This is a genomic window from Marinobacterium sp. MBR-111 (assembly GCF_040547585.1).
GTDB classification, from domain to species: Bacteria; Pseudomonadota; Gammaproteobacteria; order Pseudomonadales; family Balneatricaceae; genus Marinobacterium; species Marinobacterium iners.
On record NZ_JBEPQA010000003.1, the window covers coordinates 90,602 to 112,518 of the forward strand.

Here is a 21,917-nt window from a genome sequence, read left to right on the forward strand (position 1 = left end):
GCCTGTTTTTGTAAAAACAGGCGCATTAACCAACCTGAAAAGAGGCAAATGAAATGAAAAAGTCGATGTTGGCTTTGGCCGTAATGGCTGTAGTGGGTAGCAATGCTGTAATGGCTGCCGTTGATGGAGACAGTTCTTCCACCCTGGTTAAGACGTATGCATCTGACCATGCGAAGTTTGGTGATGGCTACTCGGGCCTGGAACTCAACAATTATGGCAGTGCTATTGATATTGCCGGTGGCCCTGTTTATGGCTCTAACAATGCCATTGCCGACCATGGTAACGGTGCCATTATGACACCGGGTGATATGGGTATGCCCAATCTGCCGATCAATGTGGCCCAGGTGTGGAGTGACACCGACTCAAGCACGGGTGCCGATTTTGCCATTAATAGCGTGCGTCAGATCACCACCCTGTCCTTTGCACCCCAGTTTGGCGGTTTGGTTATCGGCCAGGTGGCCGATAGCACAGGCACTCCGCTGGCGGTGGGCAGTGGTGTTTATTTTGGCGAGTGGGCACCCCGCGCAGCCGGCACACCGCCGCTGGACAGCACCGACCTGAATATGGCCAGCATCGACCGTACCGTCTGGTATGTGGGAGATAATGCCGTTACCGATACACCGGACATGCTGAATGTGACCTATGGCGTAATCGGCATCCAGCAAACCGGCGAAGGCACCAACCTGCCGGGTGCTCATGAGCTGTATACCGGTACCCTGACGGCGAACTTTGGTTCAGGTACAAATTCCCTGACCGGCTCTATTACTCGTGGCAGTGATTCGGTAAGTTTTGCCGGTACTACGATCAAGAATGACGGCACTTTTGATAATCAAACTGGTGCCAACAATATTAAAGGTCAGTTCTACAACGGCGCCGAGGCCCTGGCGGGTATTTACACCGGCGGCAGCAGTAAAGCCGATCACGTTGCCTTTGGCGGCAGCAAAACCGGCGGCACCATCACGCCTTAATGCCTGACCACTCTTCACTGGGTGCCACCAGTGAAGAGCGTCAAGGCGGCGATACCGGGTGAGCCCTCGCTCGGTTGACCAACCGCACCAACATGGGGCCGGCTCGCTGGCCCCATTCTACTTCAGCGTTAACGCACTTCGGAAGAGTTCTATGCACAGGTGTATTTTTCGTCATCGCCCCCGCGGGGGCTGGCGTCGCACAGTTGGCTGGCTGTTATTGGCGGGATTGGCTATTCCGGCGGCCCGGGCCGATAGCGACGATACCCGCTTTTTGCGTGACCAGGGCCAGCGTGCCGCCGAACAGCGCGCACAGGCCGAAACGGTGCTGGCACCACCTCCGGGCACCCTGATGTATGAGGGCCGCAGCTATAGGGTTGATGACAGTCTGCAGGCGCTGCAACCGGCCATTTACATGGCCATCAACAGCAACCAGTGGACACTGCTGCCCGATTTTATTGCCCGCTATCAGCGCTTGCCGGGACACCGTGCGGCACTGGTCGCCATGGCCAACAGCCTGCTGGCACGCTATCAAGGCGATTACCCTGAAGCTCTGCAACAAATGGAAAGCGCCCAGGCGCTGGAACCCCGGGACCCCCGTATTCGCCTGGAGCTGGCGCGGCTCTGGTTTGAAGACTATCAGGATGCAAGAGCGCGCGAAGGTTTTACCGAGATACTGGGGGCAGGCCTGCCCGAGCATGCCCGTATGCTGGTGCAGCAATATCAGCAGGCGCTGGATATTCGGGCTGACTGGCACGGTAGCCTGGCCCTGGGAGCGGGCTATAACGACAATATCAACCAGGGCAACGGCCATTATTCCTGCTTGAGTGCTTTTGCCGGCTTGTGTCTGTTTGAGCGTAGAATGCCGGAAGCCGTAGGCTCAAGCGTGCTCAAATACGAACTCTCGGCACAGCGGCGGTACAATCTTTTCGGCAATCATAACTTGCACCTTAGTCCGGTCAGCTATGGTAACTATTACCGTCGCACCAACCCTTCGCAGACGGCCAGCCTCCAAGACTACAGCCAAAACCTGCTTCTGTTGCAGGCGGGGTATGAATATCTGGATGCCAACGACCGCCTGTCGTTGACGCCCTATCTTGAGCACAGCTATCGCAACCGCCATACCCAGTATCTGGCCAAAGGCATGGAGCTGGAATGGCGGCACACGTTGAATCCGCGCTGGCAGCTCAGCACCCGGCTGGATGCCAAGCGCTATGCTTACACCTCCAGGGGGCAATTGACAGGTGACGATTACGACCAGTATGAGTGGGGCCTGACCGCCAGTTATATGCCCCAAGCCACGACCAGTCTTTATGGTGGCCTGACCCTGACGCGGCAGAAATACGACATGGAAGCGGCCAGCAGTCAGGCCTGGGCGGTGCGTGGCGGTATCTACCATGCCTTTCCCGGTGCTGCCGGGGCGTTTATCAACGCGATGGGCATTTACCGTGTCAGCCGATATGATGCCCATGATTTCTTTTTGGGTGACCGCCGGCATGACCGCCAGCAGGTGTATATCCTGAGTGCCGGTCTGAACGGCTGGAAACTGGCCGGAATGACACCGGAATTGCGGCTGCGCCATAGCATCAACCGCAGCAACCTGGACTGGGCTTTCGACTTTGAGCAAAGCGAAGTCGGCCTGATGCTGCGTAAGCGGTTTTGAGCTTTAGAGTGGCTCTGGCTGACTGACTCAGGACAGTCGGTTCAATCCAGAATGATATGGGGCAAGGGGTGATGCTGCTGCAGGATATAGCCTTCGGCGCCATAGGGCCCTGCGGCAGACGCTTCTATCCGGCCATCGCGGATAATCTGGATATTGGCGCCTTCACGGGAAAAGATCGGCTTGCGCACGTAATGGCTCAGCACGGCGGCCGCCGGGTCGTCTTCAAAAAAGGCCGGCAGCAGGTTGGGGTGGCCGGGAAACAGCTGCCACAGCAGCGGCAGCAGTGCCTTGTTGGACAGAATGCTTTTCCACAGCGGCTCCAGGAAGCGGGTACCGCTGGCTGCAGCGAAGCGGCCATACTCTTCACGCTGCATGAACTCCCAGGGGTAGAGCTTGAACAGCCACTGGATCGGCCTGTGCTCTAGGTCGGCAAAACCGCCGCTCGCGGTCAGCCCGATGTCATCCACATGGAGGAAGCGGGTGGTCAGGCCGGCCTGTTCGGCGCGTATTGCACCGTGCCTCTGTCTTCCACCGTATCGCGGCAGCAGCTGACATGCAGGTCCATGTCGGGATAGGCGGCTCCGAGTGCGGCGAAGCGGGCGATCAGCAGTTCCTGCAGGGCGTTGAACTGGTCGGCACGATGGTTGACCAGGCCTCGATCCACCTGCTGTTCCAGCCAGAGCCATTGCTAGAAGCCGGTCTCTTACAGGCTGGTAGGAGTATCGGCATTGTTTTCCAGCAGCCTGGCCGGACCCCTACCCCTTGAGGAGATGGAGAAGTTTTGGGCGCCCATGATAAAACCGCGAGGCAAAGGGGTAAAGACCTGGGCGCCTGTTGGCGTGTCAGTTCGGCAGACCTTAGCGGGCCGGTGTTGGTGCGCCAGACCGCGTGCCGGGATGGACATTGCGCTGTATGCCCATCAGAAAGTTGCGCAGAATCTGGTCCTTGCATTCCCGGTAGTGCTTGTTGTCAGGTTTGCGGAAAAAAGCACTCAGTTCGTGCTTGCTCAGAGGGAATTCAACGCTCCGCAGGGTATCCAGCACATCATCCGAGGTCATGTTCAGGGCAATTTTCAGCTTCATGAATACCATGTTGTTGCTCAGGCGTTTTTCCGGTTGAGGCTGTTCGCCTTCGCGACGACCACGGCGGATATTGATCAGGCCGTTAAGGAAAATGGCCAGTTCGGTATCCGTCGCTGCGCAGTACGCGGAGTCATCCTCTTTTCGCAACCAGTTGACGATCTGCTCCTGAGTAACGGGGTGGTCGGCAGCTGCAAAGATCTCGACCATGGCCGAATCCTTGAGATCAAAAGTGTAGCGCAGGCGGCGCATTATATCGTTGTTGTTCACGGGTATTCCTTTGTGGGTACCCCATCATCGATTTGCAGATGGGGCCAGACAAACAAAAAGGCCGGGGATTGCTCCGCCGGCCTTTCCATATGTTACGCAGTCAAGTGGTTACTTCTTGTTGCGCTTGCGCTCGTTCTCTTTCAGCAGCTTCTTGCGGATGCGGATGGCTGCTGGAGTCACTTCGACCAGCTCATCATCTTCGATGAAATCAAGAGCCTGTTCCAGTGAGTATTTGATCGGCGGGGTCAGAACGATGTTTTCATCGGTACCGGACGCACGTACGTTGGTCAGCTGCTTGCCCTTGGTGGGGTTGATCACCAGGTCATTGTTGCGGCTGTGGATACCCAGCACCATGCCTTCATAAACCTCAACGTTCGGGTCTATGAACAGGCGGCCGCGTTCCTGCAGGTTGAACAGGGCGTAGCCCAGTGCCTTGCCGGTGACCATGGACACCAGTACACCGTTGTGACGAGAGATCACGTCACCGGCCTTGACCGGGCCGTAATGGTCGAAGACCGATGTCATGATACCGGTGCCGGAAGTCATGGTCATGAACTGGCTGCGGAAGCCGATCAGGCCGCGGGACGGCATCATGAAGGTCAGGCGTACACGACCCTTGCCGTCCACTTCCATGTTGGTCATGTCGGCGCGACGCTTGCCCAGTTCTTCGATGATGGAGCCCTGGTGCTCTTCTTCCACGTCGATCATCACGACTTCGTAAGGCTCGTGGATTTCGCCGTTCACTTCTTTCTGAATAACTTCGGGGCGTGATACACCCAGCTCGAAGCCTTCGCGGCGCATGGATTCGATCAGTACCGACAGGTGCAGTTCACCACGACCGGATACACGGAATTTTTCCGGGGTATCACCGGGCTCAACACGCAGGGCCACGTTATGAATCAGTTCACGATCCAGACGCTCCTTGATGTTACGGCTGGTGACGAACTTGCCTTCCTGGCCTGCAAACGGAGAGTCGTTAACCTGGAAGGTCATGGATACGGTGGGCTCGTCTACCGACAGTGCCGGCAGTGCTTCGACCACTTCCGGGTCGCAGAGGGTATCGGAGATGTTCAGCTCATCCAGACCGGTCACGCAGATGATGTCACCTGCCTGAGCCGTATCAACTTCAATACGCTCCAGACCATGGTAGCCCATGATCTTGAGCACACGACCGTTTCGCACCTTGGCGTGGCTGTCGATTACCTTCACCTGAGTGTTGGTTTTGATCCGGCCACGGGACACGCGGCCGACACCGATAACACCCACATAGCTGTTGTAGTCCAGTGCGGAGATCTGCATCTGGAACGGGCCGTCGGCATCGACACGCGGTGCGTGCACGTGCTTGACGATCGCTTCGAACAGCGGCGTCATGTCGTCGGCCATTTCTTCGGGGTCATTGCCGGCAATGCCGTTCAGGGCAGAAGCGTAGACGATCGGGAAGTCGAGCTGTTCGTCGGTGGCACCCAGGTTGTCGAACAGGTCAAATACCTGGTCCATAACCCAGTCCGGACGTGCGCCCGGGCGGTCGATCTTGTTGATGACCACGATCGGGTGCAGGCCCTGAGCAAAGGCTTTCTGAGTTACGAAGCGGGTCTGCGGCATCGGGCCGTCAACCGCATCCACCAGCAGCAGAACCGAGTCCACCATGGAGAGTACACGTTCAACCTCACCACCAAAGTCCGCATGTCCCGGGGTGTCAACGATGTTGATACGATAGTCGTTCCAGCGAATGGCCGTGTTCTTGGCCAGAATGGTGATACCGCGCTCACGCTCCTGGTCATTGGAATCCATGATGCGCTCAGCGCTTTCATCGCGGCGGTTCAGAGTGCCTGACTGCTGCAGCAGCTTGTCGACCAGTGTGGTTTTGCCGTGGTCAACGTGGGCGATAATGGCAATATTTCGGAGGTTTTCAATCACGCGTGTGTACCCTGTGATGGTGTAAAGCGCGACATTATACGGAAGGGAGGTTAAACAAGCGATCACTGAGTGATCATTATTCTGTGACAGCAGTCTATTTTTTTCCATTGACCTCAGACTGATACTGCTCGCTTGCGGTGCAGTATTTCTGAGCCATGTGCAGATAGTGCGATCGGGTATCGCCGCTATAGGTATCCGTCAGTGCACGGTAACGACTGCAGCGGGCTCGAAGTGTGTGGGCGGCCTGCTCGCGGCAGAGTCGATACATATAGCTGCTATCGGGGTAGTTGTAGCAGATTGTTTCCAGTCTGATCTCACCGTTACGTTCCAGCCACTGGGCCGGGAAGCGCTTGCGGTAGCTTTCCTCTGAGGCGGTGGAGGCTGTCGCAGCGGTGCTGATGCTCAATAATGCGGTCATCAGTGTGGCAATCATCAATTCCCTGGCAGCCATGTTCCTCTCCGTTGGTTGAGCATCTCGTCGTCACAGGTTACTGGTAAAAAAAGCTGTCGGGAAGCCTGCCTCAGGCACAGCATTTCTGGTCTGATTGCACTATCATGGATTACCGATTACCAGTACGGCCCCAAAATCGACCATTAATGCACCTTAATGGGTCATTATTTCCCGGCATGCACGATTTTGGTGCCTTCTGTATTATCAAAGGATGTGAGATAAACAGAAAATCAGTGGGTTAGCATGATTTTCAAGATGGCACAGCCTTTGCTTATGTAATAGCAAACCGGTTTCCGGATCCGTAATGACAGAAGTATTGTTTTGGCAATACTTAATAACGAGTGGGGATAGCCAAATGTCAGAGAAGACTCTGAATCTGATCAAAGAAAGCGGCGCAAAATGGATCGACATGCGCTTCACCGATTTCAAAGGCAAGGAACAGCACGTGACCATCCCTGTCACAGACATGGGTGATGACTTCTTTGAAGACGGCAAAATGTTTGATGGTTCTTCCATTGCCGGCTGGAAGGGTATTCAGGAATCCGACATGATCCTGCGTCCGGATGACAGTGCTTCCGTTCTGGATCCCTTTACCGAAGATGCAACCGTTATCGTACGCTGTGACATCATCGAGCCGGCTACTGGCCAGGGTTATGAGCGTGATCCGCGTTCTGTTGCCAAGCGCGCTGAAGAGTATCTGAAGTCTACCGGTATTGCCGACTCCGCTATGTTGGGCCCAGAACCCGAATTCTTCGTGTTTGACGGTGTTGAGTGGCACGCCGACATCAGTGGCTGCGGTTACAGCATCCAGTCTGAAGAAGCATCATGGGCATCCAACCACAAGATCGAGGGTGGTAACACCGGTCACCGTCCGCGCGTCAAAGGCGGTTACTTCCCGGTTCCGCCGATTGATTCCCTGCATGATCTGCGTGCAGCGATGTGCGATGCCATGGAAGCCATGGGCCTGACCATCGAAGTACACCACCACGAAGTGGCGACTGCCGGTCAGTGTGAAATCGGTGTGCGTGGCAACACCCTGGTCGCCAAGGCAGACGAAGTTCAGATCCTGAAGTACTGTGTACACAACGTTGCGCATGCATACGGCAAAACCGCTACCTTCATGCCCAAGCCGCTGGTTGGTGATAACGGTTCCGGCATGCATGTTCACCTGTCCATGTCCAAGGACGGTGCCAACATCTTCGCAGGTGACGGTTACGGTGGTCTGAGCGAAACCGCTCTGTACTACATTGGTGGTATCGTTAAGCACGCTAAAGCGCTGAATGCTATCTGCAACCCGTCTACCAACTCCTACAAGCGTCTGGTCCCGGGCTTCGAAGCACCGGTTATGCTGGCTTACTCCGCCCGCAACCGTTCCGCTTCCCTGCGTATTCCGTACACCACCAGTCCGAAAGGGCGTCGAGTTGAAGCGCGCTTCCCTGATCCGGCTGCCAACCCGTACCTCTGCTTTGCAGCGCTGCTGATGGCCGGCCTTGACGGTATCCAGAACAAGATCCACCCGGGCGATCCGGCTGACAAGGATCTGTACGACCTGCCGCCGGAAGAGGCAAAAGAGATCCCGACTGTTGTCGCTTCTCTGACCGAAGCGCTGGATGCTCTGGAAGAAGACCGTGAGTTCCTGACACGTGGCGGCGTATTCACCGACGACATGCTGGATGCGTACATCAAGCTGAAGCGTGAAGAAGTGGCTAAAGTGAACATGACCACTCACCCGGTCGAGTTCGACCTGTACTACTCCGTGTAATTAGACACTGAGTTGTAAAACTGAAAAGGCTTCCCTCGGGAGGCCTTTTTTGTCTCCGGCATTCAGGCTTGTGCATTTCCGGTGCAAGAGTGCACCGGATTAAATCTTTGCACTATTATGGTGCGTAATACCATTTTCAATAGCTGACCTGCAGGGCCTTGGTTTGGCCTCAAGCCCCATATGCCGGGCGATTGGGATTTCAGAAAAAACTGGCGCTTTTCTTGCATGGGAAGGGTCAGGAAGGAGAGCAGCCGATGTCCCGTTCACAGTCACACAAGCAGATACTGGATAACCTGACCAGTTCGGTATTGGTACTGAACGAGTCCCTTTGCATCCAGTACATGAATCCGGCCGCTGAAATGTTGCTGGAAGCCAGTGCACGACGGCTCAAGAATCGTCCCATCGAAGAGTGGCTATCGTCCAGTGAAGCGGAGCTGGATGTCCTGCGCCAGTCATTGTGCAGCGGCCACCCCTACAGCAAGCGGGAAGCACGGCTGGTGACTCAGACCGGGCAGGAATTGACCGTTGATTACAGCGTCAACCCGATACCGGATGGAGGGATTCTGCTTGAGATACAGGCCCGTGACCGATTGATGCGAATTGAACGGGAAGAGGAACTGCTCACCCGTCATGCCAGTGCACGGATATTGGTACGAGGGCTCGCGCATGAGATCAAGAATCCGCTTGGCGGCATCCGTGGAGCTGCCCAGTTGCTGGACCGCGAGCTTGATCGGGAAGAGTTGCATGAATACACCCAGATCATTATTGAAGAAGCGGATCGGCTGCGCCACCTGGTGGATCGCCTGTTGGGGCCGCATAAACTGCCGGTGATTGAACGGGTGAACATTCACGCCATTCTTGAGCATGTCTGCAGTCTGGTAAAGGCCGAAACCGGTAATCGCGTCAAACTGATGCGCGACTATGATCCGAGTATTCCCGAGTTTGATGGTGCTCGGGGCCAATTAATTCAAGCGGTTCTGAATATCATCCGCAATGCGGTACAGGCGATGGAGGAAGCCGGCACAACGGCGCCTCAGGTCATGCTGCGTACACGAGCTCTGCGCCAGATTACATTGGGCACAGAGCGGCATCGGCTGGTGTGCTCACTTGAGATAATCGACAACGGTCCGGGAATACCCGACGAAATTGCCGATACCATTTTTTACCCCATGGTCAGCAGCCGGGCGCAGGGGTCTGGTCTGGGCCTGTCCATCGCCCAGTCGATCATGAATCAGCACAAGGGGCTGATCGAATTTACGTCGGAGCCGGGGCAGACCCGCTTCAACCTGTTTATACCACTGGAGTTGAGTCATGACACAAGCAGCCAAGGTCTGGATCGTTGATGACGACCGCTCGATCCGCTGGGTTCTCGACAAGGCGCTGACATCGGCTGGCTTCGAAACCGAAGCCTTCGATTCGGCGCAGCCACTGCTGGCGCGACTGGAAGACGAGCACCCGGATGCCATTCTGAGTGACGTGCGCATGCCGGGCATGGATGGGCTGAAGCTGTTGCAGCATCTGCACGAGGTGATGCCGCAGCTGCCGATCATCATCATGACAGCCCATTCGGATCTCGACAGTGCCGTGGCCTCCTATCAGGGCGGTGCCTTTGAGTATCTGCCCAAACCATTTGACGTGGATGAGGCACTTTCACTGGTGCGACGTGCGGTTGCACATGCCCAGGAACAGCGCGAGCAGACGGCACAACCCCAGCCTGAGCAGGCGGCTGAAATTATCGGTGAAGCGCCTGCCATGCAGGAGGTGTTCCGTGCCATTGGGCGGTTGGCGCACTCAAACATTACGGTGCTGATCAACGGTGAGTCGGGCACCGGCAAGGAGCTGGTTGCTCATGCCCTGCATAAGCACAGCCCGCGAGCAGAGAAGCCGTTCATTCCACTGAATATGGCGGCGATTCCGCGAGACCTGATTGAGTCCGAACTGTTCGGGCATGAGAAAGGTGCCTTCACCGGAGCCGCCGCGAGCCGTCGCGGCCGTTTTGAGCAGGCGGATGGTGGCACCCTGTTTCTGGACGAAATTGGTGATATGCCGGCGGATACCCAGACTCGACTGCTGCGTGTACTGGCCGATGGCGAGTTCTATCGGGTTGGCGGTCATACACCGGTGCGAGTGGATGTCAGGATCATTGCTGCAACCCACCAGAATCTGGAGAAGCTGGTACGGGACGGGCGTTTCCGTGAGGACCTGTTTCACCGCCTCAATGTTATCCGCATCCATATCCCGCGGCTGGCGGAGCGGCGCGAAGACATTCCGCGCCTGGCACGGCACTTTCTGGCCAGTTCGGCCGAAGAGCTGGCGGTAGAACCCAAGGTACTGAAACCGGAAACGGCCGAGTTCATGTGTGATCTGTCATGGCCCGGCAATGTGCGTCAGCTGGAAAATACCTGTCGCTGGCTGACGGTGATGGCATCCGGGCGTGAGGTGCTGGTCTCTGATCTGCCGCCAGAGCTGCTGGAGCAGCAGCAACATGATCCCAAGGTGGCCGGTACCAGTTGCAGCTGGCAGGAAGGATTGAGGCTCTGGGCCGAACAGCAGTTGGCACGAGGCTCAGAAGGTATCCTGCAGGAGGCTGTGCCGGCCTTTGAGCACGTCATGATTACCGCCGCGTTGGGAGCCACTGCTGGTCGCCGACGTGATGCCGCTCGTCTGCTGGGCTGGGGGCGCAACACCTTGACGCGCAAGATCAAGGAGCTGCAGATGGATACCTCCGGTCTTAATGATGAAGAGGGTGACGATTAACTGCTGGCCGGTATAATGTGGGCCGATCCACCGGAGACTCTGATGCTTGATCTGGCCCTTTACCAACCCGAAATTCCACCGAATACCGGGAACATCATCCGCCTGTGTGCCAACACCGGCTTTCGTCTTCACTTGATCCGGCCACTGGGGTTTGATCTTGACGACAAACGTTTGCGTCGGGCAGGGCTGGATTACCATGAGTGGGCCCGGGTACAGGTGCATGATGATCTGCAGTCCTGCCTGGAGGTGCTTCGGCCTCGGCGAGTTTGGGCGCTGACGACCAAGGCAAAGCGTGGTTATGCCGATGCCGACTTTGCTCCCGGTGATCTGCTGTTGTTCGGCCCTGAAACCCGAGGTCTTCCCGCCGAAGTCCTTCAGCAGTACTCGGGCCTGCGTCTGCCGATGCTGGCTGACAGTCGCAGTCTGAACCTGTCCAACGCCTGCGCTGTCGTGGTGTACGAAGCCTGGCGTCAGTTGGGGTTTGAGGGGGCTCTTGCCTGAGCCCTGCGTCGCTCGATGACAAACTCTGCCAGTGCATCGGCCTGCAGGTCGCTGAGTTGGCTGAAGGTGGGCATGTGAGTGTGCCCCTGATCGTAGCCATGCTTGATCATCAGGACAATCTCGTGTCTCTGCAATGAGCGTTCAGTGAGTGGGACCTGTTCCAGAAAAGGGCCAAGTCCGGTTTTCTGGTGACAGTTTTGGCAGTAGTAGGCATAGAGCTTATCCCCTTGCTTCATCCGCTCGGGTGGTGTCTCTCCACAGGCGGTCAGTAGCAGGGGAATGATCGGTAATACAAAGTATCGCAACAGCTTCATGCCAGTTCCTCAACCCAGTCTGTCGTTGAATACTAACAGGCGTGCCTGAGTCTGTCAGTTCAGTGTACCGGGTGTGGAAGGCCCAGCTGGCAGCCGGAAAGCTCGAGTGTGAGGCTGGACAGCAGCAACCAGGGGCAACTGTTGAGCTGGCCCTTGATCGCCAAATCAATATCATGGCTCAGTACCAGCAGGCCTTCCAGTCTTGCCGCTGGCGTCTGTTGACAGGCCTTGCGCATCAGTGGCTTGCGCTTGCCCCAAATTTTCTCTCGCTGGCACAGGGTGTCATAGGGTACGCCTGAGGCCAGTCCGCGCTGCAGGTTGAGCAGGGTCCGAATTTCTCGGGTAAGCGCCCAGAGTACCAGAGTGGCCTCGATACCTTCCTGACGCAGGACCTGCAGGATTTTCTGGCAGCGTGCGGGGTCGCGCATCAGTACAGCATCACTGAGCGCAAAAATGTCGTAACGGGAGCTGTCAGCGACGGCTTCAACCACTTGCTCGGCATCGATGGTTTGGCTGGGGTAAAGCAGGTTGAGCTTGTCCAGTTCCTGTTTGGCTGCCAGCAGATTGCCCTCTATTCGTGCACACAACAGTTGCAGTGCATCGCCACTGAGCTGGAGTCCTTGAGCGGCAGCTCGCTGTGACATCCACTGCGGCAGCTGTTCAGGCTCAACTGGCCAGATCTCTACTACCAGCCCAGATTTTTCGACCTGCTTGAACCAGGCACTTTTTTTTGCACCGGCATCGAGTCGGTCGGCCTGAATCAAGAGCACATTGTCGGGGGCGGGATTATCAAGATAGCGTTGCAGCAGTGCACTGGCCTGTTTGTCCAGTTTCTGGCTACCCAGGCGCAGTTCGATGATCTTGCGGTCGGCAAACAGGGAAAGGGCGTTGGCGCTTTCCAGCAGGCGCTCCCAGGAAAAGCCTGCATCCACATGCATCACGTCACGTTCGGTAAAGCCTGCCTGACGCAGCCAGGCGCGAATGGCATCGCAGCTTTCAGCATGCTGCAGCGGCTCGTCCCCGGTGACCATAAATACCGGTAGAGAGGATGTAAGTCGCTGCAGCTGAGCGTTCAGCTGTTCCGCACGGGTTTTCATTGCGCGGTGTTGACGCGCAGATACTGACGTACCACTTGCTGGGCAAGATCCTGCAGCATCTGCTGTCTGATCAGTATTTCCTGTGAGCCGCTGGCAGTAATGTTGTCGCGCTCGTTGCGATAAACACGTTCGTTCATGATTCTGCGTTCGGGCATTACGACCGCATTGTCATGCTGACGATCCAGTACCCGGAAACGGATTTCCGAGCGCAGTTCATATTCAGCCGCATCGGCGTTACCGGTCAATGTGGCGATACGGCGAGTATGCCGTTCCGACAGTATTTCCAGTTGGTAGCGGCCCGACTCCGTAAGGCTAATCCGGTTCACCTCCAGTGCCGAGCGCAGTTCCGGCTCAATCTGACTGGGTGTGGACTCGGTTACCAGATGCACCTGACGCAGTACCTCCGGTACATCATAGAGGCCGCGCAACTTGAAGCCGCAGGCACTCAGTGTCAGGCTCATCAGTACAGCAAACAGGGGCAGGGTCAGGCGCATGGTCATGGCAGTCTCCGTTCAGCCCACAACAATATTGAGCAGCTTGCCGGGCACAACGATTTTTTTGCGAATCGTTTTGCCTTCAAGGTGCTTCTGTACGTTTTCGCTGGCCAGGGCGGTGTGCAGGATCACGTCTTCGTCCGCATCGGCGGATACGGTAATCTTGGCGCGAACCTTGCCGTTGACCTGCACAACCAGTTCAACGCTGGCGCGGGTCAGCGCCGATGCATCCACCTGGGGCCAAGGAGTGTGCAGCAGGTCATCCGTGTGGCCCAGTTCAAGCCAGAGCTGGTGCGTAATGTGAGGCACAATGGGCGACAGCAGGCGGATGGCGGCTTCCAGTGCCTCTCGGGTCACGGCGCGGCCCTGCTCGCTGACATCCACAAAGCGACCGATGGCGTTGGACAACTCCATAACGGCGGCGATCGCCGTGTTGAAGGTTTGGCGTCGCTCCATGTCATCGCTCACCTTGGCGATGGTTTCGTGCACCTTGCGACGCAGGTCGCGCTGCGTTTCGTCAAGTGCTTCAATGTCCAGTGCCGGGCATGCGATACCCTGCTGCAGATGGTCATACACCTGCTTCCAGAGGCGGCGCAGAAAGCGGTGTGCCCCTTCTACTCCCGAGTCGAGCCATTCCAGCGATTGCTCCGGCGGCGCGGCAAACATCATGAACAGACGCACGGTATCGGCACCGTAGCGGTCGATCATGATCTGCGGATCGATGCCGTTGTTCTTGGACTTGGACATCTTCGACATGCCGTCATGGTTAAGCTCTCGACCTGCGGCGTCGGTGGCACGAATCACGCGGCCCTTTTCGTCTTTCTCGGTGGTAACGTCAGCCGGGGAGACCCACACCTGACCGCCTTTTTCGTTTTCATAGTAGAAGCTGTCGGCCAGTACCATGCCCTGACACAGCAGGCGTTTGAATGGCTCGTCTGAGTCGACCAGACCTTCGTCACGCATCAGTTTGTGGAAGAAGCGCGAGTAGAGCAGGTGCAGAATGGCATGTTCGATACCGCCGATGTACTGATCCACCGGCAGCCAATGATTGGCCTGCTTGGGGTCAAGCATGGCATCAGGATTCATGCTGGCGTAACGGGCGTAGTACCAGCTGGACTCCATGAAGGTATCGAAGGTGTCGGTTTCACGTTCAGCAGGACCGCCGCACTTGGGGCAGGTCGTGTCGATGAAGTCGCGCATCTTCTTGATCGGTGAGCCTGTGCCATCGAATTCTACCTCTTCCGGCAAGCGCACCGGCAGCTGGTTTTCCGGAACCGCTACGGCGCCGCAGCTGTCGCAGTTGATCACGGGAATCGGTGCACCCCAGTAACGCTGGCGTGAAACACCCCAGTCACGCAGGCGGTAGTTGATGGTGGTGCGGCCCTTGTTTTTGCGTTCCAGCTCTCGGGCGATCGCTTTGAAGGCAACATCAAATTCCAGGTCGTCAAAATCGCCGGAGTTAACCAGTACGCCCTTGTCGGTAAAGGCTTCTTTTTCGAGGTCTACGATCACATCGCCATTCAGCGGTGCGACGACCTGCTTGATTGGCAGATCGTACTTACGGGCAAACTCCCAGTCGCGCTGGTCGTGGCCTGGTACTGACATCACCGCACCAGAACCATAATCCATCAGTACGAAGTTGGCTGTCCAGACCGGCAGTTTTTCACCGGTCAGCGGGTGTACTGCTTCAATTCCCAGTGCCATGCCTTTCTTTTCCATGGTTGCCATGTCGGCTTCGGCAACCTTGGTGTGGCGACACTCTTCGACGAATGCAGCCAGCTCGGCATTGTTTTCAGCGGCCTGCAACGCCAATGGATGCTGGGCCGCAACTGCTACGTAGGTTACGCCCATCAGGGTGTCTGGGCGGGTGGTGAACACTTCAAGTTCGCCGTAGCCGTCCACCTGGAAGCTGAGTTCGACCCCTTCCGAGCGGCCGATCCAGTTGCGCTGCATGGTCTTGACCTGTTCCGGCCAACCATCGAGCTTGTCCAGGTCGTCCAACAACTGGTCAGCATAGTCGGTGATTTTCAGAAACCACTGTGGGATCTTCTTCCGCTCGACAAGCGCGCCGGAGCGCCAGCCACGACCATCGATTACCTGTTCATTGGCCAGAACTGTCTGATCAACCGGATCCCAGTTGACCTCTGCTTCCTTCTTGTAGACCAGCCCCTTTTTCATCAGTCGGGTAAAGAACCATTGCTCCCAACGGTAATATTCAGGATGGCAGGTGGCCAGCTCGCGTGACCAGTCATAGCCAAAGCCCATTTGCTTGAGCTGATGGCGCATGTAGTCGATGTTTTCGTAGGTCCACTTGGCCGGTGGTACGTTGTTTTTCATTGCCGCATTCTCAGCCGGCAGACCAAACGCATCCCAGCCCATTGGCTGCAGTACGTTGCGTCCCTGCATGCGCTGGTAGCGGGAAACCACATCACCGATTGTGTAGTTGCGAACGTGCCCCATGTGCAGGCGGCCGCTGGGGTAGGGGAACATGGAAAGGCAGTAGAAGGGCTCTCCCGGCGCACTTTCGTCCGCCTTGAAGCTGTCCTGTTGTTCCCAATGCTGCTGTACCTTGGGCTCGATATCCTGGGGGGTATATTGTTCGTTCATTATGCTTGGCTGCAACTCACTGATAACGGGAATTTGCGCTGTGTGGCCGGTCGTCACCGGGCCTGCGCCGCAAAAGGCTGAATGGGGCATAGCATACAATATTCCCCTCGTCGTCAACAGGGGAGAAGTCGGCAGCGAGCTGTAGCACAGAGATTGACCTGCAGCGCTGAGCTTTTCCGCAATCGGGGATATACTGAACGCAAAAGGGGCACGAGAATCGGGCCCCGCCCGCTGACACAGGAGTTGCCCATGAGCGAGCATGAACAGAAAACCCCAAAGCATTCGGATCAGGCACCGCGTGCCTATGATCGGGTGCTGGAACGTTTGCGCCAGCGGCTTGATGAGGCCGGTGAGGTAAGTTGGGACTATCTGCAGGATCAGATCGAAGAAGCGGCAGAGCTGGAGTTGGCTGCTGAAGAGATGACCCGGGATGAAGTCGAGCTGATGAAGGCCTATTTGCGGCGTGATCTGAAGCAGCTTGGTTACTATGCGCATGAAACCGGTGATGGCCTTGCGGCTTGGCTGAACTTCGATCTGGGGGTGCTGGAAGAGAAGGTGCGCCAGGCGCTGCTGGATCTGGCCGACAAGACTCGCGTTCAGCATGAGCTGCTGCGTGAACAGCTGGCTCATGATGAAGATCAGTATCTGGCAGGCGAAGTCAGTGCGCCGGGCACTTTGCGCTGCCTGCAGTGCGGTGAGTCTCAGCAGCTCAAGGCAACCGACAAAATTGCCGCCTGTTCACACTGTGGTGCGGTGGTGTTTGAGCGGGTGTCGCTGCCCTGGGCGCCAGTAACCCAGCAGTAGCAGGCCTGCAAGCCCTGCCAGCAAAGGCCAGAGGCCAAAATGCTGCCAGGGCGTATTGCCCTGCATCGGTTGCACCTCGCCGGTGAGAGTGGTCGAGCTGTCAAGCGGAGCCTGTCCACTGACCTTGCCTCTGGGGTCGATCAGTGCTGTATAGCCGTTGTTGGTGCCGCGCAGCAGCCAGCGACCGTTTTCCAGTGCCCGCATGCGGGCGATCTGCAGGTGTTGTTCCGGCGCGATGGAGCGCCCAAACCAGGTGTCGTTGGATACGGTCAGCATCAGGCTGCTGTCACGGGCCAGGCGGTTGACCAGTTGCGGGTAGGCGATCTCATAGCAGATCGCCGGCGCAATGCGCAGGTTATCCAGCTGCAGCGTATCGGTATTGTCTTCAGGCAGGCTGAAGCTGGACATGGGCAGGTTGAAAAAATCGATCACACCACGCAGCTGCTTCTCCAGCGGTACATATTCGCCAAAGGGGACCAGCCGCTGCTTGTGATATAGATCGCTGCCGTTACTGAAAATACCCAGACTGTTGTGAAAGCGCTGGCCGAAAGGGCTATTCGGGTCGGCTTCGGCATAGGGAAAGCCGCTGATCAGGGTGACGCCATTGTGATCAAGCTGATCCAGAAACGGGCCCAGTATGGGGGCTGCTCGATTGAAGGTGGAAGGAATGGCAGTCTCGGGCCAGATCAGCAGGTCTGCATCAGGGTGCTGGCGACTGAGCTGCATCTGTTGCTGCAGAATCCGTCTCAGCTGGTCCGGCTGCCATTTCTGCAACTGCGGTATGTTGGGTTGCACCAGCACGACTTTCAGTGCGGGAGAGTCGGCTGGCTGGGTCCAGTTTTGAGGCAGCAGCAGGGAACCGACCGCCAGCAGCACGCCCGGCAACAGTGGCAGCCATTTGCGATCTGCCAGAGCGCGGGCACTGGCGGTGGCCAGCAGTACCAGAATCAATGACAGCCACCAGATACCAAACAGGGGTGCCCATCGCTCCAGTGGGGTGTCCAGCACGGCATAGCCCAGATACAGCCACGGGAAGCCCGTCAGCAGCCAGCTGCGCAGCCACTCGAATCCCACCCAGACAACCGTGAATATTAGCCAGCGCTGTCCGGCGTTTCGGGCCAAATGGGCAAACAGCCAACCCTGCAGTGCAAACAGCAGGGCCAGTGCCATCACGAACAGCGCTGTCAGCGCAGTGGCCAGTATGGCTGAAGCGTTGCCGTAGGTGTTGATGCTGACATAGACCCAGGAGACTCCGGCACCCCAGAACCCCAGGCCAAAACAGTAGCCGCTGAACAGGGATTGCCGGGGTGTCTGGTGGCGCTGGATCAGGTAAAGCAGGGCGGGACCCAATAAGACCAGCAGTTTGAGGTCAAAGGGCGCCAGTGCCAGCGTGATGCTGGCACCTGCAAGCAGTGCAGTAAAGGCTGTCGTCAGTGATCGAGCCATGCGGTCAGTGCTCACGCTCAGGTGCGGGTAACCTGCAACAGGCGCAGGCGTCGGTTGTCGGCCGACAGCACTTTGAAGTTGAAACCTTCGATGACAATGCTTTCATCCTTGGCCGGCAGGTGTCCGAAGTGTTGAGTGATTATGCCGCCAATGGTGTCAAATTCGTCATCGGAGAAGCCGACGTCAAAATAGGCGTTGAAATCCTCGATAGGCGTCAGTGCCTTGACCAGGTAGCCATTATCGTCGAACGGTTTGATGTTGCCGTCATCTTCCTCGGCGTCATGCTCGTCTTCGATCTCGCCAACAATCTGCTCCAGCACATCCTCGATGGTGATCAGCCCGGCAATGCCGCCATATTCGTCCACCACGATCGCCATATGATTGCGGGTGCCGCGGAACTCGTTGAGCAATACATTGAGGCGCTTGCTTTCAGGGATGAATGTGGCCTTGCGCAGGCACTGGCGGATGTCGAACTGATCAAGCGTCCCTTCAAGCATGTAAGGCAGCAGGTCTTTGGCCAGCAAAATGCCAAGCACCTCGTCGGGATTCTCGCCGCAGACAGGAAAGCGGGAGTGGGCGCTGGAGATGATCACCGGCAAAAACTCGCGTGGTGTCTGGTTGACCTGCACCATGGTCATTTGTGAGCGCGGAATCATCACATCCCGCACCTGCATTTCGGTGACCTGAATGGCACCTTCGATGATGCCATGAGCATCGTTGTCCAGAATTCCGGATTCGCAGGCCTGCTGCAGGATTTCGCGGACATCCTCTCGGCTGCGGGGCTCGTCAGAAAAGGCCTGGGCCAGTTTTTCCAGCCAGCTTTTTGACGTGCCGCTCGATCGGTCTTCGCTCATACGGGTCCTCTGAATGCATAGGGGTCGGCTATATCCAGCCGGGCCAGCAGGGCGCGTTCCAGCGCCTCCATTTCCTCGGCTTCGTCGTCATTTATATGATCGAATCCGAGCAGATGCAAGGTTCCGTGCACAACCATGTGTGCCCAATGATCCTGCGGGGCCTTGTGTTGCTCTTCGGCCTCCTGGGCCACCACTTCGGCGCATATCACCAAATCACCCAGTAGAGTGACCGGAATGCCGGGTGGAACTTCAAACGGAAACGAGAGGACATTGGTCGGCGCATCCTTGCCGCGGTAGTCACGGTTCAGCTCTCGACTTTCCTCTGGGCTGACCACGCGAATGCACACTTCGCCTTCGGATTTCTGCTGCTTCAGAACTGTTTCCACCCAGAGTGCAAAGTCGGCTTCGGAGGGTAGGTCGGGTGCATCACATGCAATTTGCAGATCAACTTGTGTGCTCAATTGTCCTGCTCCTGTGCACTCTCATAGCGTTCATAGGCTTCAACAATATGCTGTACCAGCGGATGGCGTACCACATCCTTCGAACCGAAATGGGTAAAGCCGATCTCTTTTACGCCATCCAGTACTTCCATCGCATGCAGCAGACCCGAGCGGGTGCCCTTGGGCAGGTCGATCTGGGTCTTGTCGCCGGTGATCACCGCAGTGGAACCGAAGCCGATACGGGTCAGGAACATTTTCATCTGTTCCCGGGTGGTGTTCTGAGCCTCGTCCAGAATCACGAACGAACCGTTCAGGGTACGACCGCGCATGTAGGCCAGTGGTGCAACCTCGATCACGTTGCGCTCGATCAGCTTGGCGACCTTTTCGAACCCCATCATCTCATACAGCGCGTCATAAAGCGGTCGAAGATAGGGGTCAACCTTCTGGCTCAGGTCGCCGGGCAGGAAACCCAGTTTTTCACCGGCTTCGACCGCCGGGCGCACGAGCAGGATGCGACTGACTTCTTCACGCTCCAGTGCTTCCACGGCACAGGCCACGGCCAGGTAGGTCTTGCCGGTGCCGGCCGGGCCGATGCCGAAGTTGATATCGTGGGTGCGGATGCGCTGCACATAGTCCTGCTGATTACCACCGCGCGGACGGATCAACACCTTGCGGGTACGAATGGCGTAGCGTTTCTCCGCTTCAGTTTCGGCCTTGTCGCGCTTGGGCTGATCCAGGCCACTGCCCTGCAGTTGCAGATGGATCTGTTCGGGAGACAGATCGGCGCCGCCCAGAATCTGTTGATAAAGCTGCTCCAACAGTGCGGTAAGGGCCTTGACCTGTGTCGGCTGACCGACCAGCTGAAAACGGTTGCCACGGTTGCGGATCTCGATACCGGTACGTTCTTCAAGCAGTTTCAGGTGAGCGTCAAACTGGCCACACAGGGTCAGCAGGGCTGCCGGGTTATTGGGTTCCAGCAGCAGGGTGACGGATTGGGTCGGGGTCAAAAAATGCTCCTCGGGAAAAATCAGTGATCAAGCTCGGAGCTGACCAGCTCACCCAGCAGGGAGTTGGCGTAGGCCTGAGCGATATGTACATCGGCAAAGTGGCCGATCAGGTCAGGGTTGTCACAGCGGAAGTTGACCACTCGGTTGTTCTCGGTGCGGCCAGACAACTGCCCTGGGTCTTTCTTGGAATAGCCGTTGACCAGAATGCGTTGCGTAGTGCCCACCATGTGTCGGCTGATCTGAAACGCCTGCGCAGTGATGCGGTCCTGCAGGATCTTCAGACGCTGCTTCTTGGTTTCTTCGTCCACGTTGTCCGGCAGATCGGCGGCCGGAGTGCCCGGGCGTCGGCTGTAGATAAAGCTGAACGAGGCGTCAAAGCCGATCTCGGCGATCAGGTTCATGGTGGCTTCAAAATCGGCCTCGGTCTCGTTGGGGAAGCCGATGATGAAGTCGGACGAGAAACTGATGTCCGGGCGCAATTTCTTGATGCGGCGCAGCTTGGACTTGTACTCGAGTACCGTGTGACCGCGTTTCATGGCCATCAGAATACGGTCGGAGCCACTCTGTACAGGCAGGTGCAGGTGACTGACCAGCTCGGGTACTTCAGCATAGACATCGATCAGGCTGTCGCTGAACTCTACCGGGTGCGAGGTGGTGAAACGGATGCGGTCGATGCCGTCGATGGCCGCCACGCAGCGGATCAGCTCAGCCAGGTCGGCGCTGTCGCCGTCATGGGTAGCGCCGCGATAGGCGTTCACGTTCTGACCCAGCAGGTTGACTTCGCGTACGCCCTGTTCCGCCAGTTCGACACATTCAGCCAGGACATCATCCAGCGGACGACTGACCTCTTCGCCGCGGGTGTAAGGCACCACACAGAAAGTGCAGTACTTGCTGCAGCCTTCCATTACGGACACAAACGCTTCGGCGCCTTCCACCTTGGGAGCAGGCAGGTGGTCAAATTTCTCGATCTCGGGGAAGCTGACATCCACGATACCAACACTGCCCTTGCGGCTTTCGGTAATCATTTCCGGCAGGCGGTGCAGGGTCTGCGGTCCGAAAATCATGTCGACATAGGGCGCGCGTTCCAGAATTGCGGACCCTTCCTGAGATGCAACACAGCCACCGACACCGATCATCAGGTCAGGCTTGTTCTGCTTCAGTTTGCGCCAGCGCCCCAGCTGGTGGAACACCTTGTCCTGCGCCTTCTCACGGATTGAGCAGGTGTTCAGCAGCAGGACATCCGCTTCGTCCGGATTGTCCGTCAACTCCAGCGCGTGGCTCTCGCCCAGCAAGTCTGCCATGCGGGAGGAGTCGTATTCGTTCATCTGACAGCCATGTGTCTTGATAAACAGCTTTTTGGCCATGAATCACCTGTGTTGCGTCGTGAAAATAAAAAGGGCCTCGAAAGAGGACCGCGAATTATACCCAAGGGGGGCGTTGTCGGCTACAAACTGATCAAAAAATGCTCAGCCTTGTTTTTCTTTGGGCT

The 21,917-nt window shown here is 57.0% G+C and carries 21 protein-coding genes; 7 read left to right on the forward strand and 14 right to left on the reverse strand.

What is annotated here, in order from left to right; translation table 11 throughout:
• Positions 1-53: 53 nt before the first annotated feature.
• Together ABIE61_RS03095 and ABIE61_RS03100 are read left to right on the forward strand one after the other, a co-directional pair.
• A complete protein-coding gene (locus tag ABIE61_RS03095) occupies positions 54-968 on the forward strand; it encodes a Slam-dependent surface lipoprotein (RefSeq protein ID WP_354406627.1) in 915 nt (304 codons plus the stop codon).
• A 151-nt stretch (positions 969-1,119) separates the two neighbouring features.
• Complete coding sequence (locus ABIE61_RS03100; protein ID WP_354406629.1) at positions 1,120-2,628, forward strand: surface lipoprotein assembly modifier; 1,509 nt, start codon at positions 1,120-1,122, stop codon at positions 2,626-2,628.
• Between the two features lie 41 nt (positions 2,629-2,669).
• Here the strand turns inward: ABIE61_RS03100 and ABIE61_RS03105 are convergent, their stop codons facing one another.
• The 5 genes from ABIE61_RS03105 to ABIE61_RS03125 all read right to left on the reverse strand — a co-directional run bounded on the left by ABIE61_RS03105 (position 2,670) and on the right by ABIE61_RS03125 (position 6,345).
• Positions 2,670-3,095 (reverse strand): glutathionylspermidine synthase family protein, encoded by a 426-nt coding sequence (locus ABIE61_RS03105; RefSeq protein ID WP_354406630.1) that lies wholly within the window; start codon positions 3,093-3,095, stop codon positions 2,670-2,672.
• A gap of 17 nt (positions 3,096-3,112) precedes the next feature.
• Positions 3,113-3,304 carry a glutathionylspermidine synthase family protein gene (locus ABIE61_RS03110; protein WP_502915027.1) on the reverse strand — a complete coding sequence of 64 codons (192 nt, stop codon included), beginning with the start codon at positions 3,302-3,304 and terminating at the stop codon, positions 3,113-3,115.
• Between the two features lie 181 nt (positions 3,305-3,485).
• Positions 3,486-3,977, reverse strand: coding sequence for a YehS family protein (locus ABIE61_RS03115; RefSeq protein WP_354406635.1), 492 nt, complete (start codon positions 3,975-3,977; stop codon positions 3,486-3,488).
• A 108-nt stretch (positions 3,978-4,085) separates the two neighbouring features.
• The gene (typA, locus tag ABIE61_RS03120; protein WP_354406637.1) at positions 4,086-5,894 is read right to left on the reverse strand and encodes a translational GTPase TypA; all 1,809 of its coding nucleotides are present in this window, start codon (positions 5,892-5,894) and stop codon (positions 4,086-4,088) included.
• A gap of 94 nt (positions 5,895-5,988) precedes the next feature.
• The gene (locus tag ABIE61_RS03125) at positions 5,989-6,345 is read right to left on the reverse strand and encodes a hypothetical protein (RefSeq protein ID WP_354406639.1); all 357 of its coding nucleotides are present in this window, start codon (positions 6,343-6,345) and stop codon (positions 5,989-5,991) included.
• Positions 6,346-6,700: 355 nt separating this feature from the next.
• Here ABIE61_RS03125 and glnA point away from each other — a divergent pair, with 355 nt between their 5' ends.
• The 4 genes from glnA to trmL all read left to right on the forward strand — a co-directional run bounded on the left by glnA (position 6,701) and on the right by trmL (position 11,365).
• Complete coding sequence (gene glnA / locus ABIE61_RS03130) at positions 6,701-8,107, forward strand: glutamate--ammonia ligase (protein WP_206836473.1); 1,407 nt, start codon at positions 6,701-6,703, stop codon at positions 8,105-8,107.
• Between the two features lie 254 nt (positions 8,108-8,361).
• Positions 8,362-9,450 (forward strand): nitrogen regulation protein NR(II), encoded by a 1,089-nt coding sequence (gene glnL, locus ABIE61_RS03135; RefSeq protein ID WP_206836470.1) that lies wholly within the window; start codon positions 8,362-8,364, stop codon positions 9,448-9,450.
• Positions 9,419-10,864: a nitrogen regulation protein NR(I) gene (gene ntrC / locus ABIE61_RS03140; protein WP_206836467.1), complete on the forward strand. Its 1,446-nt coding sequence runs from the start codon at positions 9,419-9,421 to the stop codon at positions 10,862-10,864. Before glnL ends, ntrC begins: the two co-directional genes overlap by 32 nt.
• Before the next feature lie 42 nt (positions 10,865-10,906).
• Positions 10,907-11,365: a tRNA (uridine(34)/cytosine(34)/5-carboxymethylaminomethyluridine(34)-2'-O)-methyltransferase TrmL gene (gene trmL, locus ABIE61_RS03145; RefSeq protein ID WP_354406644.1), complete on the forward strand. Its 459-nt coding sequence runs from the start codon at positions 10,907-10,909 to the stop codon at positions 11,363-11,365.
• On the opposite strand, the gene ABIE61_RS03150 is transcribed toward trmL, so the two are convergent.
• Genes ABIE61_RS03150 through leuS form a run of 4 tightly spaced genes read right to left on the reverse strand, consistent with a single transcriptional unit; the run spans position 11,335 to position 15,877 of the window.
• Positions 11,335-11,679 (reverse strand): c-type cytochrome, encoded by a 345-nt coding sequence (locus ABIE61_RS03150; RefSeq protein WP_354406647.1) that lies wholly within the window; start codon positions 11,677-11,679, stop codon positions 11,335-11,337. The two genes, trmL and ABIE61_RS03150, sit on opposite strands and share 31 nt — an antisense overlap.
• A gap of 59 nt (positions 11,680-11,738) precedes the next feature.
• Positions 11,739-12,776: a DNA polymerase III subunit delta gene (gene holA, locus ABIE61_RS03155; RefSeq protein ID WP_354406649.1), complete on the reverse strand. Its 1,038-nt coding sequence runs from the start codon at positions 12,774-12,776 to the stop codon at positions 11,739-11,741.
• Positions 12,773-13,276 carry an LPS-assembly lipoprotein LptE gene (locus ABIE61_RS03160; RefSeq protein ID WP_354406652.1) on the reverse strand — a complete coding sequence of 168 codons (504 nt, stop codon included), beginning with the start codon at positions 13,274-13,276 and terminating at the stop codon, positions 12,773-12,775. Before ABIE61_RS03160 ends, holA begins: the two co-directional genes overlap by 4 nt.
• A gap of 12 nt (positions 13,277-13,288) precedes the next feature.
• The gene (leuS, locus tag ABIE61_RS03165; protein WP_354406654.1) at positions 13,289-15,877 is read right to left on the reverse strand and encodes a leucine--tRNA ligase; all 2,589 of its coding nucleotides are present in this window, start codon (positions 15,875-15,877) and stop codon (positions 13,289-13,291) included.
• Between the two features lie 249 nt (positions 15,878-16,126).
• On the opposite strand from leuS, the gene ABIE61_RS03170 reads away from it, so the two are divergent.
• Positions 16,127-16,681, forward strand: a complete 555-nt coding sequence (locus tag ABIE61_RS03170) for a zinc ribbon-containing protein (protein WP_091826842.1) — start codon at positions 16,127-16,129, stop codon at positions 16,679-16,681.
• Here the strand turns inward: ABIE61_RS03170 and lnt are convergent.
• Genes lnt through miaB form a run of 5 tightly spaced genes read right to left on the reverse strand, consistent with a single transcriptional unit; the run spans position 16,616 to position 21,792 of the window.
• A complete protein-coding gene (lnt, locus tag ABIE61_RS03175; RefSeq protein ID WP_354406657.1) occupies positions 16,616-18,127 on the reverse strand; it encodes an apolipoprotein N-acyltransferase in 1,512 nt (503 codons plus the stop codon). The two genes, ABIE61_RS03170 and lnt, sit on opposite strands and share 66 nt — an antisense overlap.
• A 17-nt stretch (positions 18,128-18,144) precedes the next feature.
• Positions 18,145-18,981 carry a CorC family transporter gene (locus tag ABIE61_RS03180; RefSeq protein WP_354406660.1) on the reverse strand — a complete coding sequence of 279 codons (837 nt, stop codon included), beginning with the start codon at positions 18,979-18,981 and terminating at the stop codon, positions 18,145-18,147.
• On the reverse strand, positions 18,978-19,442 hold the full coding sequence (gene ybeY, locus ABIE61_RS03185) for an rRNA maturation RNase YbeY (RefSeq protein ID WP_354406662.1): 465 nt from the start codon (positions 19,440-19,442) through the stop codon (positions 18,978-18,980). Before ybeY ends, ABIE61_RS03180 begins: the two co-directional genes overlap by 4 nt.
• On the reverse strand, positions 19,439-20,428 hold the full coding sequence (locus ABIE61_RS03190) for a PhoH family protein (RefSeq protein WP_354406665.1): 990 nt from the start codon (positions 20,426-20,428) through the stop codon (positions 19,439-19,441). The genes ybeY and ABIE61_RS03190 overlap by 4 nt, the downstream gene beginning before the upstream one ends.
• Positions 20,429-20,448: 20 nt before the next feature.
• Complete coding sequence (gene miaB, locus ABIE61_RS03195) at positions 20,449-21,792, reverse strand: tRNA (N6-isopentenyl adenosine(37)-C2)-methylthiotransferase MiaB (RefSeq protein WP_354406668.1); 1,344 nt, start codon at positions 21,790-21,792, stop codon at positions 20,449-20,451.
• Positions 21,793-21,917: the final 125 nt, after the last annotated feature.